At 72.5% G+C, this 18,380-nt stretch carries 16 protein-coding genes; 5 read left to right on the top strand and 11 right to left on the bottom strand.

The genetic code is table 11. The annotated features are described in order from the left end of the window. Nucleotides 1-69 precede the first annotated feature (69 nt). A complete protein-coding gene (locus STRBO_RS0108605; RefSeq protein WP_005479932.1) occupies nucleotides 70-690 on the top strand; it encodes a YceI family protein in 621 nt (206 codons plus the stop codon). 457 nt (nucleotides 691-1,147) lie between these two features. On the opposite strand, the gene STRBO_RS0108595 is transcribed toward STRBO_RS0108605, so the two are convergent. Both STRBO_RS0108595 and STRBO_RS0108590 read right to left on the bottom strand, forming a co-directional pair. Continuing rightward, a complete protein-coding gene (locus STRBO_RS0108595) occupies nucleotides 1,148-1,732 on the bottom strand; it encodes a YdeI/OmpD-associated family protein (RefSeq protein ID WP_005479935.1) in 585 nt (194 codons plus the stop codon). Between the two features lie 38 nt (nucleotides 1,733-1,770). Next, nucleotides 1,771-2,643 carry an aminoglycoside phosphotransferase family protein gene (locus STRBO_RS0108590; RefSeq protein ID WP_005479936.1) on the bottom strand — a complete coding sequence of 291 codons (873 nt, stop codon included), beginning with the start codon at nucleotides 2,641-2,643 and terminating at the stop codon, nucleotides 1,771-1,773. Nucleotides 2,644-2,894: 251 nt separating this feature from the next. Between STRBO_RS0108590 and STRBO_RS0108585 the strand changes: the two genes are divergently transcribed. After that, the gene (locus STRBO_RS0108585; protein ID WP_005479938.1) at nucleotides 2,895-3,680 is read left to right on the top strand and encodes a S1 family peptidase; all 786 of its coding nucleotides are present in this window, start codon (nucleotides 2,895-2,897) and stop codon (nucleotides 3,678-3,680) included. Nucleotides 3,681-3,815: 135 nt separating this feature from the next. Here STRBO_RS0108585 and STRBO_RS0108580 read toward each other — a convergent pair whose 3' ends face one another. Continuing rightward, on the bottom strand, nucleotides 3,816-5,198 hold the full coding sequence (locus STRBO_RS0108580) for a hypothetical protein (protein WP_020114066.1): 1,383 nt from the start codon (nucleotides 5,196-5,198) through the stop codon (nucleotides 3,816-3,818). Nucleotides 5,199-5,355: 157 nt separating this feature from the next. Between STRBO_RS0108580 and STRBO_RS0108575 the strand changes: the two genes are divergently transcribed. Continuing rightward, nucleotides 5,356-5,853, top strand: coding sequence for a hypothetical protein (locus STRBO_RS0108575; RefSeq protein WP_028796546.1), 498 nt, complete (start codon nucleotides 5,356-5,358; stop codon nucleotides 5,851-5,853). Nucleotides 5,854-6,054: 201 nt separating this feature from the next. On the opposite strand, the gene cimA is transcribed toward STRBO_RS0108575, so the two are convergent. The 6 genes from cimA to STRBO_RS0108545 form a co-directional block, all read right to left on the bottom strand. Continuing rightward, nucleotides 6,055-7,659 (bottom strand): citramalate synthase, encoded by a 1,605-nt coding sequence (gene cimA / locus STRBO_RS0108570; protein ID WP_020114064.1) that lies wholly within the window; start codon nucleotides 7,657-7,659, stop codon nucleotides 6,055-6,057. A 365-nt stretch (nucleotides 7,660-8,024) separates the two neighbouring features. Beyond that, the gene (locus tag STRBO_RS0108565; protein ID WP_202499754.1) at nucleotides 8,025-8,561 is read right to left on the bottom strand and encodes a TetR/AcrR family transcriptional regulator; all 537 of its coding nucleotides are present in this window, start codon (nucleotides 8,559-8,561) and stop codon (nucleotides 8,025-8,027) included. A 211-nt stretch (nucleotides 8,562-8,772) separates the two neighbouring features. Continuing rightward, entirely contained in the window at nucleotides 8,773-9,819 is a 1,047-nt protein-coding gene (locus STRBO_RS0108560) for an agmatine deiminase family protein (protein WP_005479946.1), read from the bottom strand. An 11-nt stretch (nucleotides 9,820-9,830) separates the two neighbouring features. Beyond that, complete coding sequence (locus tag STRBO_RS0108555; protein WP_005479947.1) at nucleotides 9,831-11,510, bottom strand: urease subunit alpha; 1,680 nt, start codon at nucleotides 11,508-11,510, stop codon at nucleotides 9,831-9,833. Beyond that, on the bottom strand, nucleotides 11,507-12,187 hold the full coding sequence (ureA, locus tag STRBO_RS0108550; protein WP_005479948.1) for an urease subunit gamma: 681 nt from the start codon (nucleotides 12,185-12,187) through the stop codon (nucleotides 11,507-11,509). Before ureA ends, STRBO_RS0108555 begins: the two co-directional genes overlap by 4 nt. Before the next feature lie 151 nt (nucleotides 12,188-12,338). Further along, nucleotides 12,339-12,851 (bottom strand): hypothetical protein, encoded by a 513-nt coding sequence (locus STRBO_RS0108545; protein ID WP_005479949.1) that lies wholly within the window; start codon nucleotides 12,849-12,851, stop codon nucleotides 12,339-12,341. 132 nt (nucleotides 12,852-12,983) lie between these two features. Here STRBO_RS0108545 and STRBO_RS0108540 point away from each other — a divergent pair, with 132 nt between their 5' ends. Next, nucleotides 12,984-14,141, top strand: coding sequence for a serine hydrolase domain-containing protein (locus STRBO_RS0108540; protein ID WP_237547575.1), 1,158 nt, complete (start codon nucleotides 12,984-12,986; stop codon nucleotides 14,139-14,141). 89 nt (nucleotides 14,142-14,230) lie between these two features. Here the strand turns inward: STRBO_RS0108540 and STRBO_RS0108535 are convergent, their stop codons facing one another. After that, nucleotides 14,231-15,319, bottom strand: coding sequence for a branched-chain amino acid aminotransferase (locus tag STRBO_RS0108535; protein WP_005479951.1), 1,089 nt, complete (start codon nucleotides 15,317-15,319; stop codon nucleotides 14,231-14,233). Between the two features lie 261 nt (nucleotides 15,320-15,580). Then, complete coding sequence (locus STRBO_RS0108530; protein ID WP_020114062.1) at nucleotides 15,581-16,624, bottom strand: 3-isopropylmalate dehydrogenase; 1,044 nt, start codon at nucleotides 16,622-16,624, stop codon at nucleotides 15,581-15,583. A 142-nt stretch (nucleotides 16,625-16,766) separates the two neighbouring features. Between STRBO_RS0108530 and STRBO_RS0108525 the strand changes: the two genes are divergently transcribed. Continuing rightward, the gene (locus STRBO_RS0108525) at nucleotides 16,767-18,344 is read left to right on the top strand and encodes a purple acid phosphatase family protein (RefSeq protein WP_005479953.1); all 1,578 of its coding nucleotides are present in this window, start codon (nucleotides 16,767-16,769) and stop codon (nucleotides 18,342-18,344) included. Nucleotides 18,345-18,380 lie beyond the last annotated feature (36 nt).

The raw sequence follows: 18,380 nt of genomic DNA, 5'->3' as shown, positions 1-18,380 counted from the left end.
CGGAATAGGTCTACGGTGGGGCTTGTTCAGTTCATTGAACGTTGAACAACTTCCCCAAGGAGAGACGTCATGGGCATCTTCGGCCGCAACAACACGACCACCGAGACCGCCGCCGCCACGGCGACCACCTCCGCGGTGAACCCCGAACTGGCCGCGCTGACCGGTGACTACACGATCGACGCGTCCCACACCACGATCGGCTTCACGGCCCGCCACGCCATGGTCACCAACGTCAAGGGCGGCTTCCTCGACTTCACCGGCAGTCTGCACCTGGACGGCTCGGACCCGTCCCGGTCCACGGCGTCCATCGACGTCAAGATGGACAGCATCGACACCGGCAACGCCGACCGTGACGGTCACCTGAAGAGCGCGGACTTCTTCAAGACGGAGGAGTTCCCGACGATGACCTTCCGCTCCACCGAGGCGGTCGCCCTCGGCGGGGACGACTACCGCATCACCGGTGACCTCTCCATCCTCGGCACGACCAGGCCGCTCACCATCGACCTGGAGTTCAACGGCGCGGCCAAGGACCCCTTCGGCAACGAGCGCGTGGGCTTCGAGGGCAAGGCGGAGATCCTGCGCTCCGAGTGGGGCCTCACCTGGAACGCCGCGCTGGAGACGGGCGGCGTCCTGGTGTCGGACAAGATCAAGCTGACCTTCGACATCTCGGCGATCCGGAACGCCGGCTGAGCCGCCCGGGACGCCTGGGACGCCCGGCACGCCCGGGACGCCCGGGACGCCCGGGACGTCAGCCGGTGCGGAGTGCGAGGACGGGGCGGACGGTGAAGTCGTCGTGGAGACCTTCGCCGTCCTCGCCGTACACGAACCCGGCTGTGTCGTGGTGGGTGTGGGCGGTGGCCGGCGGCAGCCAGGCCAGCAGGTGACCGTATCCGCCGCGCGGCCGGGTGCCAGGTGTGCGGCCCCGACCGGCGGCTCGGCGCCGTACCGGTGGGGTTCTGTCGTACCGCCGCGGCCCGGTTCGGCCGGCGCGGCACCGCAACCGGGTCGCCGCGTGCGCGTCGACATCCCCGGCGCCCTGCCCGACGGACCAGGCCCCAGCTCGGCCGAGACCGCCCCAGCCGGACCGCCCGCGCGGAGGCCGCGCTGACCCTGGGGCGGCCCGGCGCCCGGCTCCGAGCCGACCGGGTCAGGTCCTGTCCCGCCCCGCCGCCTCCAGTTCGGCCGGCACCGCCCGCAGGCGGGTCACCCGGGTGTGCGGTGTGCGGGCCTTGAGCAGGCCCAGGACGACGAGGTACCGGTCCGTTCTCCCCAGGCGTTCGAAGGCCCGGCGGGCGGTGGGGTGGTCGGCGAGGGCCGTGGTCAGGTCCTGCGGTACGGCGGCCTCCCGCTGTGAGGCGTAGGCCGCCGCCCATCGCCCGTCCGCCCGGGCCGCGGCCACCTCCGTGAGGCCACCGGTGCGCATGCGGCCCGCGGCGGTCAGCTCGGCCACCCGGCGGACGTTCACCGTCGACCAGGCGCTGTCCGGGCGGCGCGGGGTGATCCGCTGCAGGAAGTACCGCTCGTCGAGGCGTCGGCGGATGCCGGTGATCCAGCCGTGGCAGAGGGCCACGTCGTTGACCTCGCCGGCGTCGACGGAACGGATGCCGGACCCCTTCTTGGCGACCATGACCCAGAGGTCGCCGGTGTGCGGGGCGGGGTGGGCGGTCAGCCAGGCGTCGAGGTGGTCGGCGTCGGGGAACGCGTGGGCCTGCGGGCCCGCGTGAGTGGTCATGCTCCGCACGGTAGAGGGGAAGTAGGCCAGGGGACGGCCTAGACGACCGGGTCCTCCAGGACCTGGTCGATCACCCGGCGCTGACGTCCCTCCGGGTCGGGGCCGGACAGGCCCGCCGTGGTCACCAGCGCTTTCCACAGTGCCCAGCCTCGGGCCCGGCGCCAGGTGTCGTCGGGGAGGCCGACCGCTTCGCGGAAGACCTTCCGTTCCTCGCCGGTGAAGTACGTCCAGGCCATGACGAGGTCACAGGCGGGGTCGCCGACGCCGGAGGAGCCGAAGTCGATGACGGCGCGGAGGGTGCCCTCCGCGGCGAGGAGGTTGCCGACGGCGACATCGCCGTGGAACCAGGTCGGCGCCGCAGGCCAGGCGGACGTCAGCGCCTGCGCCCACACGGCTCGGCAGGCGGCGACGTCGACGACGTCCGTCAGCCGGTCCAGGGCCTGCTCGACCTCGTCGCCGTACACGCCGGGGTGGCACCCGCGGAAGTACGAGTGCCGCCCGGCCGCCGGACCGCGGCCGAGCGGGGCCCGGCGGAGGTCGACCAGGAAGTCCCCGAGGTCGCGGGCCAGGCGCGTCCGGTCGATGCCCGGCGCCACCTCGACGGTGTCCCCCGGGAGCCATCTGCGGACCGACCACGCGAACGGGTACCCCGCCCCCGGCACGCCGACGGCCACCGGCTCCGGCACGGGCAGCGGCAGGTGCCGGGCCAGCTCGGGCAGACAGCGGTCCTCCTTGGCCACGGCGGCCGCGTAGCCCTCCGCGCTCGGCAGCCGGACGGTCAGGTCCTCGCCCAGCCTGAAGGTGCGGTTGTCCCAGCCCTGCCGGTCGACGGGCCGGACGGGCAGCTCGCTCCAGTCGGGGAACTGGGCCGAGACGAGGGCGCGTACGAGGTGGGGGGTGATGTCGATCACCGGGTCAGTGTGCGCGCCCCTTCGGCGCCGCCGCACGCGGTTTTCGCGGTGTGCGGCGTGGGCCGGGCGTGGGGCTGGCTGGTTCACGCCTCTTGTGCGGGGGCTTTCGGCGTTCTCATAATCCTGCAACAGAAATTGACCTGGGCATGCCATCAGAGGGAAGTTCCTGCCGCCTTTTGGCATGCCTGCGTCAAATCTGCGGTTCGGTCGTACGAGTCATCGCATGTCAACCCCCCACGGAAGGCATCACGTTGAAGCGACTCATCACCGCCCTGAAGAGATGCGCGGTTGTCGGTGCCGCCGCGCTCGCGATCGCCAGTCTGCAGCCCGTGTCACCGGCCGAGGCCGCTCCCTCGCCGGTCGTCGGCGGTACGCGTGCCGCGCAGGGCGAGTTCCCGTTCATGGTCCGGTTGTCGATGGGCTGTGGCGGCGCGCTGTACACCCAGCAGATCGTGCTCACGGCCGCGCACTGTGTGGGCGCGACCGGCAACAACACCGGCATCACCGCCACGGCGGGCGTCGTGGACCTGCAGAGCACCAGCGGCCGGGTCCAGGTCCGCTCGACCAAGGTGTACCGGGCCCCCGGCTACAACGGCACCGGCAAGGACTGGGCCCTCATCAAGCTCGCCCAGCCGATCAACCTGCCGACGCTGAAGATCGCCACCACGACGCAGTACAACACCGGTGACTTCACGGTGGCCGGGTGGGGCGCGGCCGTCGAGGGCGGTGCCCAGCAGCGGTACATGCTGAAGGCCACGGTGCCGTTCATCAGCGACACCACCTGCCGCGCCTTCGGCGGCCTGTACAGGGGTCTCGTCCCGGGCGACGAGATCTGCGCCGGCTTCGCCGCCGGTGGCGTCGACACCTGCCAGGGCGACTCCGGCGGCCCGATGTTCCGCCGGGACAACGCCGGAGCCTGGATCCAGGTCGGCATCGTCAGCTGGGGCGACGGCTGCGCCCGGCGCAACGCCCCCGGTGTCTACTCTGAGGTGTCCACCTTCGCGTCCCAGATCGCGGCGGGTGCGGCCACGCTCTGAGCGGAGTCCCGCACCAGCTCTCGCACGACGTCCACGGGTCCGGCAGCTCCCCAGTGCCGGGCCCGTGCCCGTATCCGAGGCCGGGGCCGTGCCCAATGTCCGTGCCCGTGGCCGGGGCCCTGCCGGGGCCGGCCCTCAGAAACCGCCGCCGAAGTCCCCGCCGCCCCCGAAGTCCCCGCCACCGCCGAAGTCCCCGCCGCCGAAGCCGCCGCCGAAGTCGTTCGTGTCGAAGTCGGCGCCCGAGACGTCGCCGCCCCCGTAACCGGAAGCCGCGCCGAAGTCGCCGTAGCCGGAGCCGTACATGGCCGCGTAGGAGGGGGTGGCCATCATGCTGCCGAGCATCGTGCCGACGAGGAGGCCGGGCAGGAGGCCGCCGCCGTAGTAGCCGCCCGCCCAGGGGCCGTAGGCCGGGCCCGCGTCCCAGTAGGGGCGGCGCCCGCCGGACACCGTGTCCACCTCGCGGATCATGGGGTCCTGGCCGTCGGCGAGGCGGGCCCGGTCGGCGGCGCAGACCGGGACCTCGCGCTCGGTGCCGACGCCCGGGGTCCACAGGACGTCCGCGACGGAGGGGCCGTGGCGGGGGTCGAAGAAGCAGGGGGCCCGGCGTTCGGGCAGGGGGCGGCCCTCCCGGCGGGCGGCGAGCTGCGCCAGGGAGAAACGGCCGTCCTCCAGGGTCTGGGTGACCGCGCGGACCTCCTCGGGCCGGGTGGCCGCCGCCATGAACGACTTGGCCTGCTCGTACGCGTCCAGGGCGCGTTCGTAGTCGGCGCGCATCGCGTCGTCCGCGCCCAGCTCGGCGGGGTGGAAGTCCAGGCGGTCCAGTTCCTCGCCGAAGGCCGTGATGTCCTCGTCCACCACGACGGCGAGCCGGGCCAGCGCCTCGCGGCGCTCCTCCTCCTTGCGGCGGCGGTTCCGGCGCACCAGCGCGTACGCGCCCACGCCGCCCGCCGCCACGACCGCGCCCGCCACCGCCAGCCCGCCCGCGTCCACGCCCTGGTCGCCGCCGCCGCTCCAGCTGGACGGGGCCGTGCCGCCGGGGTTGCTGCGCAGCGCGTCGTCCACGAAGTCGTTGAGCTGGGCCTTGGGGTCGCCGGCGCCCTGGACCGCGGAGACCAGGTTCGCCACGGTCTGGCGGCTCAGCACGCTGCTGTCGGCGCGGGCGTCGAAGCGGTCGCCGAGACGCACGGCGTACAGGCCGGTCACGCCGGTCTCGGTACGCAGGTTGCGGAAGAGGTCCTGGGTCGGGTAGCCGGGCGGGAGCACCGCCACCAAGATCGGCTCGTCCGCGTCCTCGATCGTGTCGGCGAGGGCTTCGGCGTCCGCCGCGGAGAGCAGGTCGGAGGCGGCCGGGTCGACGTAGACGGGACTCTCGCGCAGGGCCGCGGCCACGGTCGAGAGGTCGGTGGCCGCGTGCGCGCCCGGCGCGCCGAGGGTCAGGACCGCGAGGGCCGCGAGCGTGAGCGCGGCGAGCGGCATCATGAGGAGGCGGAACAGACGTCGGACCGGTGCGCCTTTCATACCTTCGAAGCTACCTCGATCTGCGCGCGAACGGACGATCCCCGTTCGTGACCTGATGGGAGCCGACTGTCGACTTGGGCGGTCACTCGGATGGCTGTACAACCGTTCGAGACGGGTGCGGTGCACGCGGGGCGGCGGGATTACGGGGGCGGGCGGAATGCTGCGGAGAGTTCTCGCGGTGGTGTGCGCGGTGAGCGGGGCGGTGCTGTTGAGCGGGTGCACACCGGAGATCCGGCCGCTGGCCGGCGTGACCGTGGACGGCGACGGGTCTCCCCGCGTGCTGGTCCGGCCGTGCGGTGACGCCTCGTACACGGCGCCGACGCTCATGGGCTGGGCCGGCTCCTACGAGGACGAGCCCAGCGAGGACGAGACGGACACGACGGTCTGGGAGACGGACGGCGAGTGGTCGGGCGACGCCGACTTCCCGCTCTTCTCGCCGCCGGCCGCGTGGGACGCCGAGTCGAGGGGCGAGCAGCGGCTCCGGTCGGGCCACACCTACGCGTTCGTGTTCTACGGCCACACCGACGACCAGGCCAACGGCTCGGTCTCCTTCACTCCGGCCGATCTCGCGAGGCTGGAGCCGGGGCGGGTGTGGGCCGACGACCGGGTGATGGGCGCACAGGCGTTCGAGGATCTGGCCGAGCGTGCGTGCTGACGGTCGCGCCGTCGGGGTGCGTGGGACGTCGGGTGCGGGGCCGGTGAGGCTGCCGGGCGGGGCCGGTGAGGCTGTCGGGGGCTGTCGGATGCGGGTCGGAGGGCTGCCGGGTGCGGGTCCGGTGGGTCTTCTCGCGCGGCACCCGCGCCCCTGACGAGCAGGGGGCGCGGGGTGCCGTAGGGGTGCGCGAGCCACCCGGGCCTACTCCGCCGGCTCGACGCCCGCGCGCAGCAAGCCGTACGTGTACGCGTCCTCCAGCGCCTGCCACGAGGCGGCGATCACGTTCTCGGCGACGCCCACCGTGGACCACTCGCCCGTGCCGTCCGTCGTGGAGATGAGGACGCGGGTCGTGGAGTGGGTGCCGTGCTTGCCCTCCAGGATGCGGACCTTGTAGTCGACCAGCTCCAGCTTGGCGAGCTGGGGGTAGATCTTCTCCAGGGCGACCCGGAGAGCGCGGTCGAGCGCATTGACGGGGCCGTTGCCCTCGGCCGTGGCGACGATGCGCTCGCTCTTGGACCACAGTTTGACGGTGGCCTCGTTGGCGTGGCTGCCGTCGGGCCGGTCCTCGACGATGGCCCGCCAGGACTCGGTGCGGAAGTAGCGCTGCGGCTTGCCCGCGACCTCGTCGCGCAGCAGGATCTCGAAGCTCGCGTCGGCGGCCTCGTACGTGTAGCCCTTCAGCTCGCGCTCCTTGACCCGCTCGACGACGCGGCCCACCAGCTCGCGGTCGTCGCCGAGGTCGACGCCCAGCTCCTTGCCCTTGAGTTCGATGGAGGCACGGCCCGCCATGTCGGACACCAGCATCCGCATGGTGTTGCCGACCTGCTCGGGGTCGATGTGCTGGTACAGGTCCGGGTCGACCTTGATCGCGGAGGCGTGCAGGCCCGCCTTGTGCGCGAAGGCGGAGACACCGACGTACGGCTGGTGGGTGGAGGGGGTGAGGTTGACGACCTCGGCGATCGCGTGCGAGATCCGCGTCATCTCCCGCAGGGCACCCTCGGGGAGGACCTTCTTGCCGTACTTCAGCTCCAGCGCGGCGACGACCGGGAAGAGGTTGGAGTTGCCGACGCGCTCGCCGTAGCCGTTGGCCGTGCACTGGACGTGGGTCGCGCCCGCGTCGACGGCGGCCAGGGTGTTGGCGACCGCGCAGCCGGTGTCGTCCTGGGCGTGGATGCCGAGACGGGCGCCGGTGTCGGCGAGCACGGTGGCGACGACGGCCTGGACCTGCGCGGGGAGCATGCCGCCGTTGGTGTCGCAGAGGATCACGACGTCGGCGCCCGCTTCGGCGGCGGCGCGGACGACGGCCTTGGCGTACTCGGGGTTGGCGCGGTAGCCGTCGAAGAAGTGTTCGCAGTCGACGAAGACCCGGCGGCCCTGCGCGCGCAGGTGGGAGACGGTGTCGCGGACCATCTCCAGGTTCTCGTCCAAAGTGGTGCGCAGGGCGAGTTCGACATGCCGGTCATGGGACTTCGCGACGAGGGTGATGACCGGGGCGCCGGAGTCGAGCAGGGCCTTGACCTGCGGGTCCTCGCTCGCCTTGCCGTTCGCGCGACGAGTGGCGCCGAACGCGACAAGCCGGGCGTGCTTGAAGTCGATCTCCTTCTGGGCGCGGGCGAAGAACTCGGTGTCGCGCGGGTTCGCGCCGGGCCAGCCGCCCTCGATGAAGCCGACGCCGAAGTCGTCCAGGTGCCGTGCGATGGCCAGCTTGTCCGCGACCGTGAGGTTGATGCCCTCGCGCTGGGCGCCGTCGCGCAGGGTGGTGTCGAAGACGTGGAACGAGTCGTCGAGTTCGCTGGTGTCCGTCATGATCTCAAGGCTCCTGTGTTGGATCTCGGTCGTACCGGAATGACCGGCTCCACCGTCCTCCAATGATCCCTCGCGCTGCGCTCCCGGCTGAAGGTGGGCCAGAAAAGCGAAAAACCCCTCGCGGGTGCGAGAGGTCTGCGCGCGGGTCGAGAACGACGGTGTCCGCCCGTACCTGGTCGTACGAGGCGGTCACTGCGGACCGGCGCGCCTGCTGCCAATAATCATGGCGAACGAGAGCACGGGGGAAGTCTGGCACAGACCGGGCCCGCGCTCACCGTCCGTCTCAGGATGCGAACAGCGTGCTGATCATCGCGCGGTCACCGCACGCGGTCACCGCGAGCGGCGTACGAGTCCGCGCGTCACGCTCACCCCAGCGACTCGTCGAGGAACTCCCGTACGTGAGCGAGGATCTGGGCGCGGTCCGTGCCGCGCAGCCCGATGGCCACATGGATGGAGAAGCCGTCGAGCAGGGCCCGCAGCCGGGCGGCGAACCGATCCGGGTCGACCGCCCGGAACTCCCCCTTCGACACGCCCTCCGCGAGCAGGGCCACCAGGTCGCGGTGCCAGGCGCCCTCGATGGCGGCCTGACGCTCACGGGCGTCGTCGTCGGCGTTCTGCGAGCGGTTCCAGACCTCCAGCCAGAGTGTCCAGTGGGGGTCGCGGTGGCCGTCGGGGACGTACAGGTCGACGTACGCCGCCAGCCGTTCACGGACGGTGCCCGTGCGGGTGAGCAGCCGGGCCCGCTCCACGCCGAGCCGGCCCTCGCTCCACTCCAGGGTCCGCAGCAGCAGCTCGTCCTTGGAGTGGAAGTAGTAGAGGAGATGACCGCTGCTCATGCCGACCTCCCGGCCGAGCGCCGCCATGGTGAGCTTGTCCAGGCCCCGCTCGGCGATCATGCTCATGGCGGCTCCGAGCACGTCCTCGCGGGGCGGGGCGGTGTTGCGGCGACGGGCGGCCACGGGACGGGCGGGCGGACCCGGCGGCGCGTCCGGGTCCGGCGGCGCGTCCGGGTCCGGTGACGGGTGCGCGTCCGGTGGGTGTGTCTCGGGTGGGTGCGTGTCCGGTGGGTGCGTGTCCGGTGGCGGATGCGGTGGCGTGGTCATCCGTACGTTTCTACCTGACGCCCGTCCGCGGCTGCTGCTGGGTGACGCAGTGGATGCCTCCGCCGCCCGCGAAGACCGTGCGGGCGTCGACGAGCGTGACCGTCCGCCGCGGGAACAGCCGGCGGAAGATCTCGGCGGCCCTCTCGTCGCGCGGGTCGTCGAAGCCGCACAGGACGACTCCACCGTTGCAGAGGTAGTGGTTGATGTAGGAGTAGTCGGCCCAGCGGCCGTCCGCTTCCAGCACGGTCGGGGCGGGGACCTCGACGACCTCCAGGCGCCGCCCGCGCGCGTCGGTCGCGGACCGGAGCAGGCCGATGATCTCCCGGGTGATCTCGTGGTCGGGGTGGGCGGGGTCCGGCTGGGAGTGGGCCACGACCACGCCGGGGCGGGCGAAGGCGGCGACGATGTCGACATGGCCGAGCGTGCCGAAGCCGTCCGGGGAGTAGTCGCCGGTGAGGCCGCGCGGCAGCCAGATCGCCCGGCGGGTGCCGAGATGGGCGTGGATCTCCGCCTCGACCTCCTCGCGGGTCCAGCCGGGGTTGCGCTCCGGGCCGAGCTGGACGGTCTCCGTCAGCAGGACGGTCCCCTCGCCGTCGACATGGATCGCCCCGCCCTCGTTGACGAGCTTCGAGGCGTACGTTCGCGCGCCCGCGAGGTCCGCCACCTGCCCGGCGATCCCGGCGTCGTGCCCCCAGCGGGCCCAGGGCTGGGCGCCCCAGCCGTTGAACGTCCAGTCGACGGCGGCGAGTTGGCGCCCGTCGGTGACGAAGGTCGGCCCGATGTCCCGCATCCAGGCGTCGTCCAGCGCGCGTTCGACCGTGTCGACGCCGTCGCCCAGCAGAGTGCGCGCCTCCTCCGACTGCCCCGGCCCGCACACCACGGTCACGGGTTCGAAGCGGCGGACGGCACGGGCGACCGCCGCCCAGGCCCGGCGGGAGTCCGCGAGGTCCGCCGGGTCCTCGAAGGTCGGGTTCGGTCCCGGCCACGCCATCCAGGTGCGCTCGTGCGGGGCCCACTCGGGCGGCATCCGGAATCCGTCGGCGGCGGGTGTGGTCATGGGACGGCTCCTCAGAGGAAGTACAGGCGGTTGAGCGGGACCGACTCGGCGGGCTCGGAGCGCAGCGGTTCGCCGTCGAGGGTGACCAGGCCGGTGCGCTGGTCCACGTCGACCGATCCGGTGCGGGAGTTGAGGCGCAGGTCGGCCGGGCCGATCCCGCGCGTGCCGCGCACCGCGACCCTGCGCCGCCGGGTGGGCATCGAGTCGCCGCCCAGGTCGAGGGCGGCCGCCGCGACGAAGGCGACGGAGAGGTCGGCGGGGGTGGCGCCGTGCGCCCCGAACTGGGGCCCCAGCACAAGGGGTTCGCAGGTGTCGGTGGCCGCGTTCGGGTCGCCGACGACGCCGTACGCGGGGAAGCCGGACTTGAGCACGAGCTGGGGCTTGGCCCCGAAGTACTCCGGCCGCCACAGCACGAGGTCGGCCAGCTTGCCGACCTCGATCGAACCGATCTCGTGCGCGAGGCCGTGGGCGATGGCGGGGTTGACGGTCAGCTTGGCGATGTACCGCAGCACGCGCTCGTTGTCGTGGCCGTCGTCCGGGGCGCCCCGCTCGGCCTTCATCTTCCCCGCCATCGCGAAGGTCCGGCGGACGGTCTCCCCCGCACGGCCCATCCCCTGCGCGTCGGAGGAGGTGATGCCGATCGCGCCCAGGTCGTGCAGGACGTCCTCGGCGCCCATCGTCCCGGCGCGGATGCGGTCGCGGGCCAGGGCCGCGTCGCCGGGCAGGTCCGTCTTGAGGCCGTGGACGGCGACGATCATCCCGTAGTGCTCGGCGACGGCGTCCCGGCCGAAGGGGAGGGTGGGGTTGGTGGAGGAGCCGATGACGTTCGGGACCCCGGCCATCTTCAGGACGTTCGGCACATGGCCGCCGCCGCAGCCCTCGATGTGGAAGGCGTGGACCGTGCGGCCCTCCAGGACGCGCAGGGTGTCCTCGACCGACAGGCACTCGTTCAGTCCGTCGCTGTGCAGGGCGACCTGGACGTCGTGCTCCTCGGCCACGCGCAACGCCGTGTCCAGCGCCCGGGTGTGGGCGCCCATGTCCTCGTGCACCTTGAAGCCGCAGGCCCCGCCCTCGGCGAGCGCCTCCACCAGCGGGGCGTCACCGGACGACGAACCCCGGCCGAGGAAGCCGATGTTGACCGGCCAGGCGTCGAACGCGTTGAACGCGTGCCGCAGCGCCCAGGGCGAGTTGACCCCGACGCCCCAGACCGGCCCGAACTCCTGCCCGATGATCGTCGTCACCCCGGAGGCCAGCGAGGCCTCCATGATCCGTGGTGACAGCAGATGGACATGGGTGTCGACGGCTCCGGCGGTGGCGATCAGCCCCTCGCCGGACACGATGGACGTACCCGTGCCGACGACCACCTCGACCCCGTCGAGGGTGTCGGGGTTCCCGGCCCGTCCGATCGCGCTGATCCGCCCCTCCCGGATGCCGATCGACACCTTCCGGACGCCCTGGACCGCGTCGATCACCACGACATTGCTGATCACGACGTCGCAGGTCTCCCGGACGGCGGCCGCCTTCAGGTGCAGTCCGTCCCGCGCGGTCTTCCCGAAGCCGGCCAGGAACTCGTCGCCGTAACCCTGGGAGTCCGACTCGACCCGGATCACGAGCCCCGAGTCGCCGAGCCGGATCCGGTCGCCGGCGCGCGGGCCGTGGGTGGCGGCGTACCCGTACGGATCGACGCTCATCGGTCGGCCCCCAGGTATCCGCAGGCGGCGGCCCGGCGCAGGGCCTCGTCCTTGGCGCCCGGCGCGTCCAGCTCCCCGTCGACGAGGCCGGCGAACCCGATCGCGATCCGCTCGCCCCCGACCGGCAGGAGCCCGACCTCGACCCGCTCCCCCGGACCGAACCGCACCGACGACCCGGCGGGGACGGCGAGCCGCATCCCGTAGGCCGCCGCCCGCGCGAAGTCCAGCCGCGGGTTGGCCTCGAAGAAGTGGAAGTGGGAGGTGACCGAGACGGGCACACGGGCGGTGTTGGTCACCGTCAGCCGCACGACGGCCTCGGGGTCCGCGTGCGCCGGGCCCGGCAGGAGCGCACCGGGGGCGGGATCCCCCGGTGCGCCGCCGATCGGGTCCGGGACGACGGCCAGCCGTGACCCGTCCTCGAACACCGCCTCGACATGCACCTCCCGCACGATGTCCGCCACGCCCGGCAGCACGTCGTCGGGCCCGAGCAGGCCGCGCGCCCGCTCGATCGCCTCGGCGAGCCGCAGCCCGTCCCGCGCCGCCTCGCACACGGCGTCCGCGACGAGCGCGGTCGCCTCGGGCACGTTCAGCCGCAGTCCGCGCGCACGACGGGCCCGGGCCAGTTCGGCGGCGCCGAAGAGGAGCAGGCGGTCGCGTTCGGTGGGGGTCAGTCGCATGCGGCGACACCTCCTTGCGATCCCTCACTTAGAACGTCACTCTAAACATGGTTCACGGGACAGCGGAAGCGTGTGACCGCACATCGAGACAGCGGCGCCTGGCTGCGTGGAGGTGAGCTGATGACCAGGGCGATGTGATTCGAGTATCGCTCTAACGGTCGCGGGACGCGTCGTAGTGCACCGTCCGTGTGTCCCGTACCTCCTCGTCCTCGGTGAGCGCGCCGGAGGTCAGGGCACCGCCCAGGAGCGCGGTGAGCGAGAGCGCCGCCACGGCGAGGACCCGCCGACGTCCGGGCCGCGGCAGCGAGACGGGCCGCGCCAGGGACGGGGGCCGGGGCAGGTCGACACCGGGTGGCCGCACGGCCGCCGCGGCCGGGACCTCGTCCGGGCCGCAGGCGATACGGCGCCGCGCGTCCGTCCACGCCTCGGCCTCGGCCCCGCGCAGTCCACAGGCCGCGACGAACGCGGCGAGCGGTTCCTCGCGGGGAAGCCGTTCGCGGCCGAGCATGGTCGCCGCCGTGGAGTGGGGCAGGACGTGACCCGCCTCGGTCGCCAGGCGCTCCAGCCGGCGATAGCTCAGACCCGACCAGGCCTTGAGGCGCCGCAGGGCCGCGACGAACGCGGCGGGATCGGTGTCGGGCGGTGTGGGCGGTGCGGTGGTCATCGGGGTCCCCCTCGCTGAGCTGGACGGACACGGACTCGTACAAGCTCGAACACCCCCACAGCTTGAGGAGGCGGGAGACCGGCGGTCAACCTCGGTGCGCATCGCCCCGCTCGGAGACCACTGGGAGGTCATATGGGTCCGCCCCGCCGTTCACCTCAGCCCCGTACGAGGGTCGGGAGCGCCGCGCTGCTCGCGGCGGCACTGGCACTCGGGGTGCTCGCTCCCCTGCCCGGCGACGGCCCGGCGGCCGACGCCGCACCGCCCCGCGCCGACGCCTCGATCGCCGACTTCGTCCGCCGCACCCTGCCGCGGGGCGCAGGCGGCACCGTCGTCGCCGCGCGCGGCGACCAACTGGCCTACTGCGCGGGCTTCGGCACGGCCGACCGCGAGGCCGGGACCGCGGCGAGCTGCCGCACGGTGTACGACGTCATGTCGATGACCAAGCAGTTCACGGCCGCCGCGATCCTCAAGCTGGAGGTGCTGGGCCGGCTCCGGGTGTCCGACCGCATCGACCGTCACCTGGGACCGGTGCCGGAGGACAAACGCGGTATCACGGTCGAGCAGCTGCTCACCCACACCTCCGGTCTCGTGGAGGGGCTCGGTGACGACTACGCCCCCGTGTCGCGCGAGGAGCTGGTGCGCGGGGCGCTGGCATCGAGGCTCCGCTCCGCGCCGGGTACGCGCTTCCACTACTCCAACACCGGCTACAGCCTGCTCGCGGCGATCGTGGAGAAGGCGTCCTCGGAGGGCTACGAGGAGTTCCTGGCCCGGCACCTGTTCGCTCCGGCCGGGATGAAGCGGACCGGGTACGTGCTGCCCCGGTGGCCACGGCGGCTCGTCGCGGTGGAGTACGACGACCGGGGGCGGAGCATGGGCAGGCCCTTCGACCATCCCTGGGCCGCCGACGGGCCCCACTGGAACCTGCGCGGCAACGGCGGGATGCTCTCGACCGCCGAGGACGTGTTCCGCTGGCACCGCGCGCTGCTGGGCGAGGAGATCCTGCCGGCGCGGGCCCGGGACAAGCTGTTCGAGCCGCGGGTCCGGGAGCCCGGCTCGACGAGTTCGTACGGCTACGGCTGGAGCGTGCGGGACACCCCGGACGGCCCCTTCGCCTGGCACGACGGCGGCAACGACTGGTCCCTCGGCCTCCTCGGCCGCTCACCGGCCGACGGTGTCCTCGTGTTCTGGATCAGCAACCAGGCGTACCGGGACGGGGAGTGGAACCTGGAGGACGTGGCGCAGGAGCTGACCCTGGGGCTGGTGGAGCGGGTGCGGGCGGAGGGGGCATGAGGAGCCGGGCCGCCGAGTGCCGCGCCGAGGAGCGCCGCGTGGCGGCCGGGCTGGGGCCGGCCGCCGCGCGAGACATGTACTCCGCGCACTCAGCCCAGCTCGTGCATCCAGCCGTGCTTGTCCTCCGCGGTGCCGCGCTGGATGTTCAGCAGCGCCTCGCGGAGCTTGAGCGTGACGGGGCCGGGCTCGCCGGCGGACTGCTGCCAGCTGGCGCCGGTGCGCTTGACCGTGCCGACGGGGGTGATGACGGCGGCCGTCCCGCAGGCGAAGACCTCGGTGAGGGCGCCGCTCTCGGAGTCGGCCTGCCACTGGTCGATGGAGATCCGGCCCTCCTCGGCGCTGTGACCGAGGTCGGCGGCGACGGTGAGGAGCGAGTCGCGGGTGACGCCCTCCAGGATCGAGCCGGTGAGGGTGGGCGTGACGATCCGGTCGCCGTACACGAAGTACAGGTTCATGCCGCCCAGCTCCTCGACCCACTTGCGCTCGACCGCGTCGAGGTAGCAGACCTGGGCGCAGCCCTCGGCGGCGGCCTCGGCCTGGGCGAGCAGGGAGGCCGCGTAGTTGCCGCCGGTCTTGGCGTCGCCCATGCCGCCGGGGACGGCGCGGACGTGGTCCTCGGAGACCCAGATGGAGACGGGCTGCACTCCGCCGGGGAAGTAGGCGCCGGCCGGGGAGGCGATGACCAGGAAGAGGTACTCGCCTGCGGGCTTGACGCCCAGACCCACCTCGGTGGCGATCATGAAGGGGCGCAGGTAGAGGGACTCCTCGCCGCCGTGGGCCGGGACCCAGGCCTGGTCCTGCCGCACCAGCGCGTCACAGGCCTCGATGAATGTCTCGACCGGCAGCTCCGGCATCCCGAGCCGGCGGGCGGAGGCCCGGAAGCGCGCCGCGTTCTTCTCCGGCCGGAAGGTGGCGACGGAGCCGTCCGGCTGCCGGTAGGCCTTCAGTCCCTCGAAGATCTCCTGCGCGTAGTGCAGGACCATGGTGGCCGGGTCGAGGGAGAGCGGCGCGTACGGAACGAGCTGGCCGTCGTGCCAGCCCCGGCCCTCGGTCCACTTGATCACGACCATGTGGTCGGTGAAGTGGCGGCCGAAGCCGGGGGCGGCCAGGACCGCGTCGCGCTCCGCGGCGGAGAGTGGCGAGGCCGAGGGCTTGAGCTCGATCGTGGGCGTCGTCATGAGTGGTTGTCCTTCACCGGTTGTGTGTGACGGGCCGCGCTCACATCCGCACTGCCGGTGGCGAGTGCTTGGACGTCCGAGCATTGCCTCATTCAGCGGCTCCGCGTTCGATTATCGCAAGCGGAGTCCGCGGAAGAAAACGGCGTGAATGCGACCCAGGGATGATGGTGACACCCGGCGGGACCCTGGGGAAGCCATACGGAAGCCGCCGGGTGCTGGTGCGACCCGGCGGCTTCGAGAGGATTCGAGTGGCGCGGCGGGTCAGCCGGCTACTCGTACGGCGAGGGCGTCGCCGATCTCGTCCGTCGAACGGGCCGGCTTGCCGACGCGCTCCGCGAGGTCGGCGGAGACGGCCTCCTCGATCGCCGCGGCCTCGGCCTCGAAGCCGAGGTGGCGCAGGAGCAGGGCGACGGACAGGACCGTGGCGGAGGGGTCGGCCTTGGCCTGGCCGGCGATGTCCGGGGCCGAGCCGTGCACGGGCTCGAACATGGACGGGAACTCGCCGGAGGGGTTGATGTTGCCCGACGCCGCGACGCCGATGCCGCCGGAGACGGCTGCGGCGAGGTCGGTGATGATGTCGCCGAAGAGGTTGTCGGTGACGATCACGTCGAAGCGGGCGGGGTCGGTGACGAGGTAGATCGTCGCCGCGTCCACGTGGATGTAGTCGGTGGTGACCTCGGGGAACTCCTCGGCCACCTTGTTGAAGATGTTCGTCCACAGGTGACCGGCGAAGGTCAGCACGTTGTTCTTGTGGACGAGGGTGAGCTTCTTGCGCGGGCGGGCCTGGGCGCGGGCGAACGCGTCACGGACGACCCGCTCGACCCCGAAGGCCGTGTTGACCGAGACCTCGGTGGCGACCTCGTGCTCGGTGCCCTTGCGGATCGTGCCGCCGTTGCCCGTGTACGGGCCCTCGGTGCCCTCGCGGACCACGACGAAGTCGATCTCGGGCTGACCGGCGAGCGGGGTGGCGACACCGGGGAGCAGCTTCGACGGGCGCAGGTTCACGTGGTGGTCGAAGGCGAAGCGGAGCTTGAGCAGGAAGCCGCGCTCCAGGACCCCGGAGGGGACGCTCGGGTCGCCGATCGCGCCCAGCAGGATCGCGTCGTGCTGCTTCAGCGCGTCGAGGTCGGCCTCGGTGAGGGTCTCACCGGTGGCGTGGTAGCGCTGGGCGCCGAAGTCGTACTCCTTGGTCTCCAGCTTCACATCCTGCGGAAGGACGGCGGAGAGGACCTTGAGCCCCTGGGCCACGACTTCCCTACCGATGCCGTCACCGGGGATCACTGCGAGATTGAGGCTGCGAGACATGACGGCACCGTACTCCTTGTCCCACGGGATGACATGCGCTGTCCGCGATGCGGACGTCCGGTGCGGTGACTCTGCCCACACGTCACCACGCGTTCACCCGTATGCGGGGCGGGCGTTGGGATGCACTGGGAACTTCATCACCATGGATATACCCGACTTCGGCATCCCGCCGCGGCTCGCGCGCCGGATGAGCATGGCCGAGCAGCACGAGTACCTGCGTACGAAGCTGACGCGGCGCCGCACGCTGGTGACGGCGGGCTCGCTGGCCGCGGGCGGGCTGCTGACCGGCTGCGGCGGCTCCGGTTCGCCGAACTCGACGCCCTCGACGACCTCCTCCGCCCCGTCGCCCGCCACCTCCCGGCTGCCCGGCTCCGCGGTCGTCCCCTTCGGCCGCCATCTGGCCTTCGGCGGCGACCCCAGGAAGGAGATGCGGATCTCCTGGCAGGTGCCGGTGGCGGTGCGGAAGCCGTACGTGCGGGTGGGGCTGAAGCCCGAGGAACTGAGCCGGAAGATCGACGCCGAGATCCGCGACCTGCACACGCCGGGGGTCGAGGGCGTGCGCCTGGAGCTGGAGCAGTACTACGTGCACGCGGCCCTGGACGGCCTGCGCCCCGGCACGACGTACTACTACGGCGTCGGCCACGAGGGCTTCGACCCGGCCTCCCCGGCCCACCGCTCGACGATCGCCACCTTCCGCACGGCGCCCGCGGCCCCCGAGACGTTCGTGTTCACGGCGTTCGGCGACCAGGGCGTCGGCAGTGCGGCCGCGGCCAACGACAACCTGATCGCCCGCCGCAAGCCCGCCTTCCACCTCCACGCCGGCGACATCTGCTACGCCAACGGCAACGGCAAGGGCGTCACGTCGGACGGCTACGACCCCGGGTTCTGGGACCTGTTCCTCAAGCAGAACGAGTCGGTGGCCAGGTCCGTGCCGTGGATGGTGACGACCGGCAACCACGACATGGAGGCCTGGTACTCGCCGGACGGCTACGGCGGCCAGCTCGCCCGCTGGTCCCTCCCGGACAACGGCTTCGATCCGCGCACGGCACCGGGCGTGTACGCGTTCACCTACGGCAACGTCGCCTTCGTGGCGCTGGACGCCAACGACGTGTCGTACGAGATCCCCGCCAACTTCGGCTACACGGGCGGTCGGCAGACCAGATGGCTGGACAGGACGCTGGGTGAGCTGCGGACCGCGAAGGGCGTGGACTTCGTCGTCGTCTTCTTCCACCACTGCGCCTACTCGACGTCCTCGCACGCCTCCGACGGCGGCATCCGCGACACCTGGCTGCCGCTGTTCGCGAAGCACCAGGTGGACCTGGTGATCAACGGCCACAACCACGTCTACGAGCGGACCGACGCCGTCAAGGGCGGCGAGGTCGGCCGGGCGGTCCCCATCGGCGCGTCGACCGACCCGACCCGGGACGGGATCGTGTATGTCACGGCGGGCGGCGGCGGGCGCGATCTGTACGGCTTCCCGTCCGGCGTCAAGGAGAGCTACGAGGGGCACGTGACCCGCCACGACGCCGTCGAGACGTTCGAGTGGACCAAGTCCCGCAGGTCGAAGGCGGAGACGGTGGAGTGGTCGCGGGTGCGCTACCGGGGCTTCTCGCTGCTCTCGGTGGAGGCGGAGAGCGGCGCGCGTCCGGCTCTGAAGGTGTCGGCGCTGGCCGAGGACGGCAGGCGGATCGACCACTTCGAGGTGCGGCGCGGCGCGTGAGCCGTCCGCTCACGGCCGCACCGCACCCCGAACACG

Origin of the sequence: Streptomyces bottropensis ATCC 25435 (assembly GCF_000383595.1) — a bacterium.
In the GTDB taxonomy this organism is placed as follows: Bacteria; Actinomycetota; Actinomycetes; order Streptomycetales; family Streptomycetaceae; genus Streptomyces; species Streptomyces bottropensis.
This window is presented reverse-complemented; position numbering and strand designations above follow the sequence as displayed.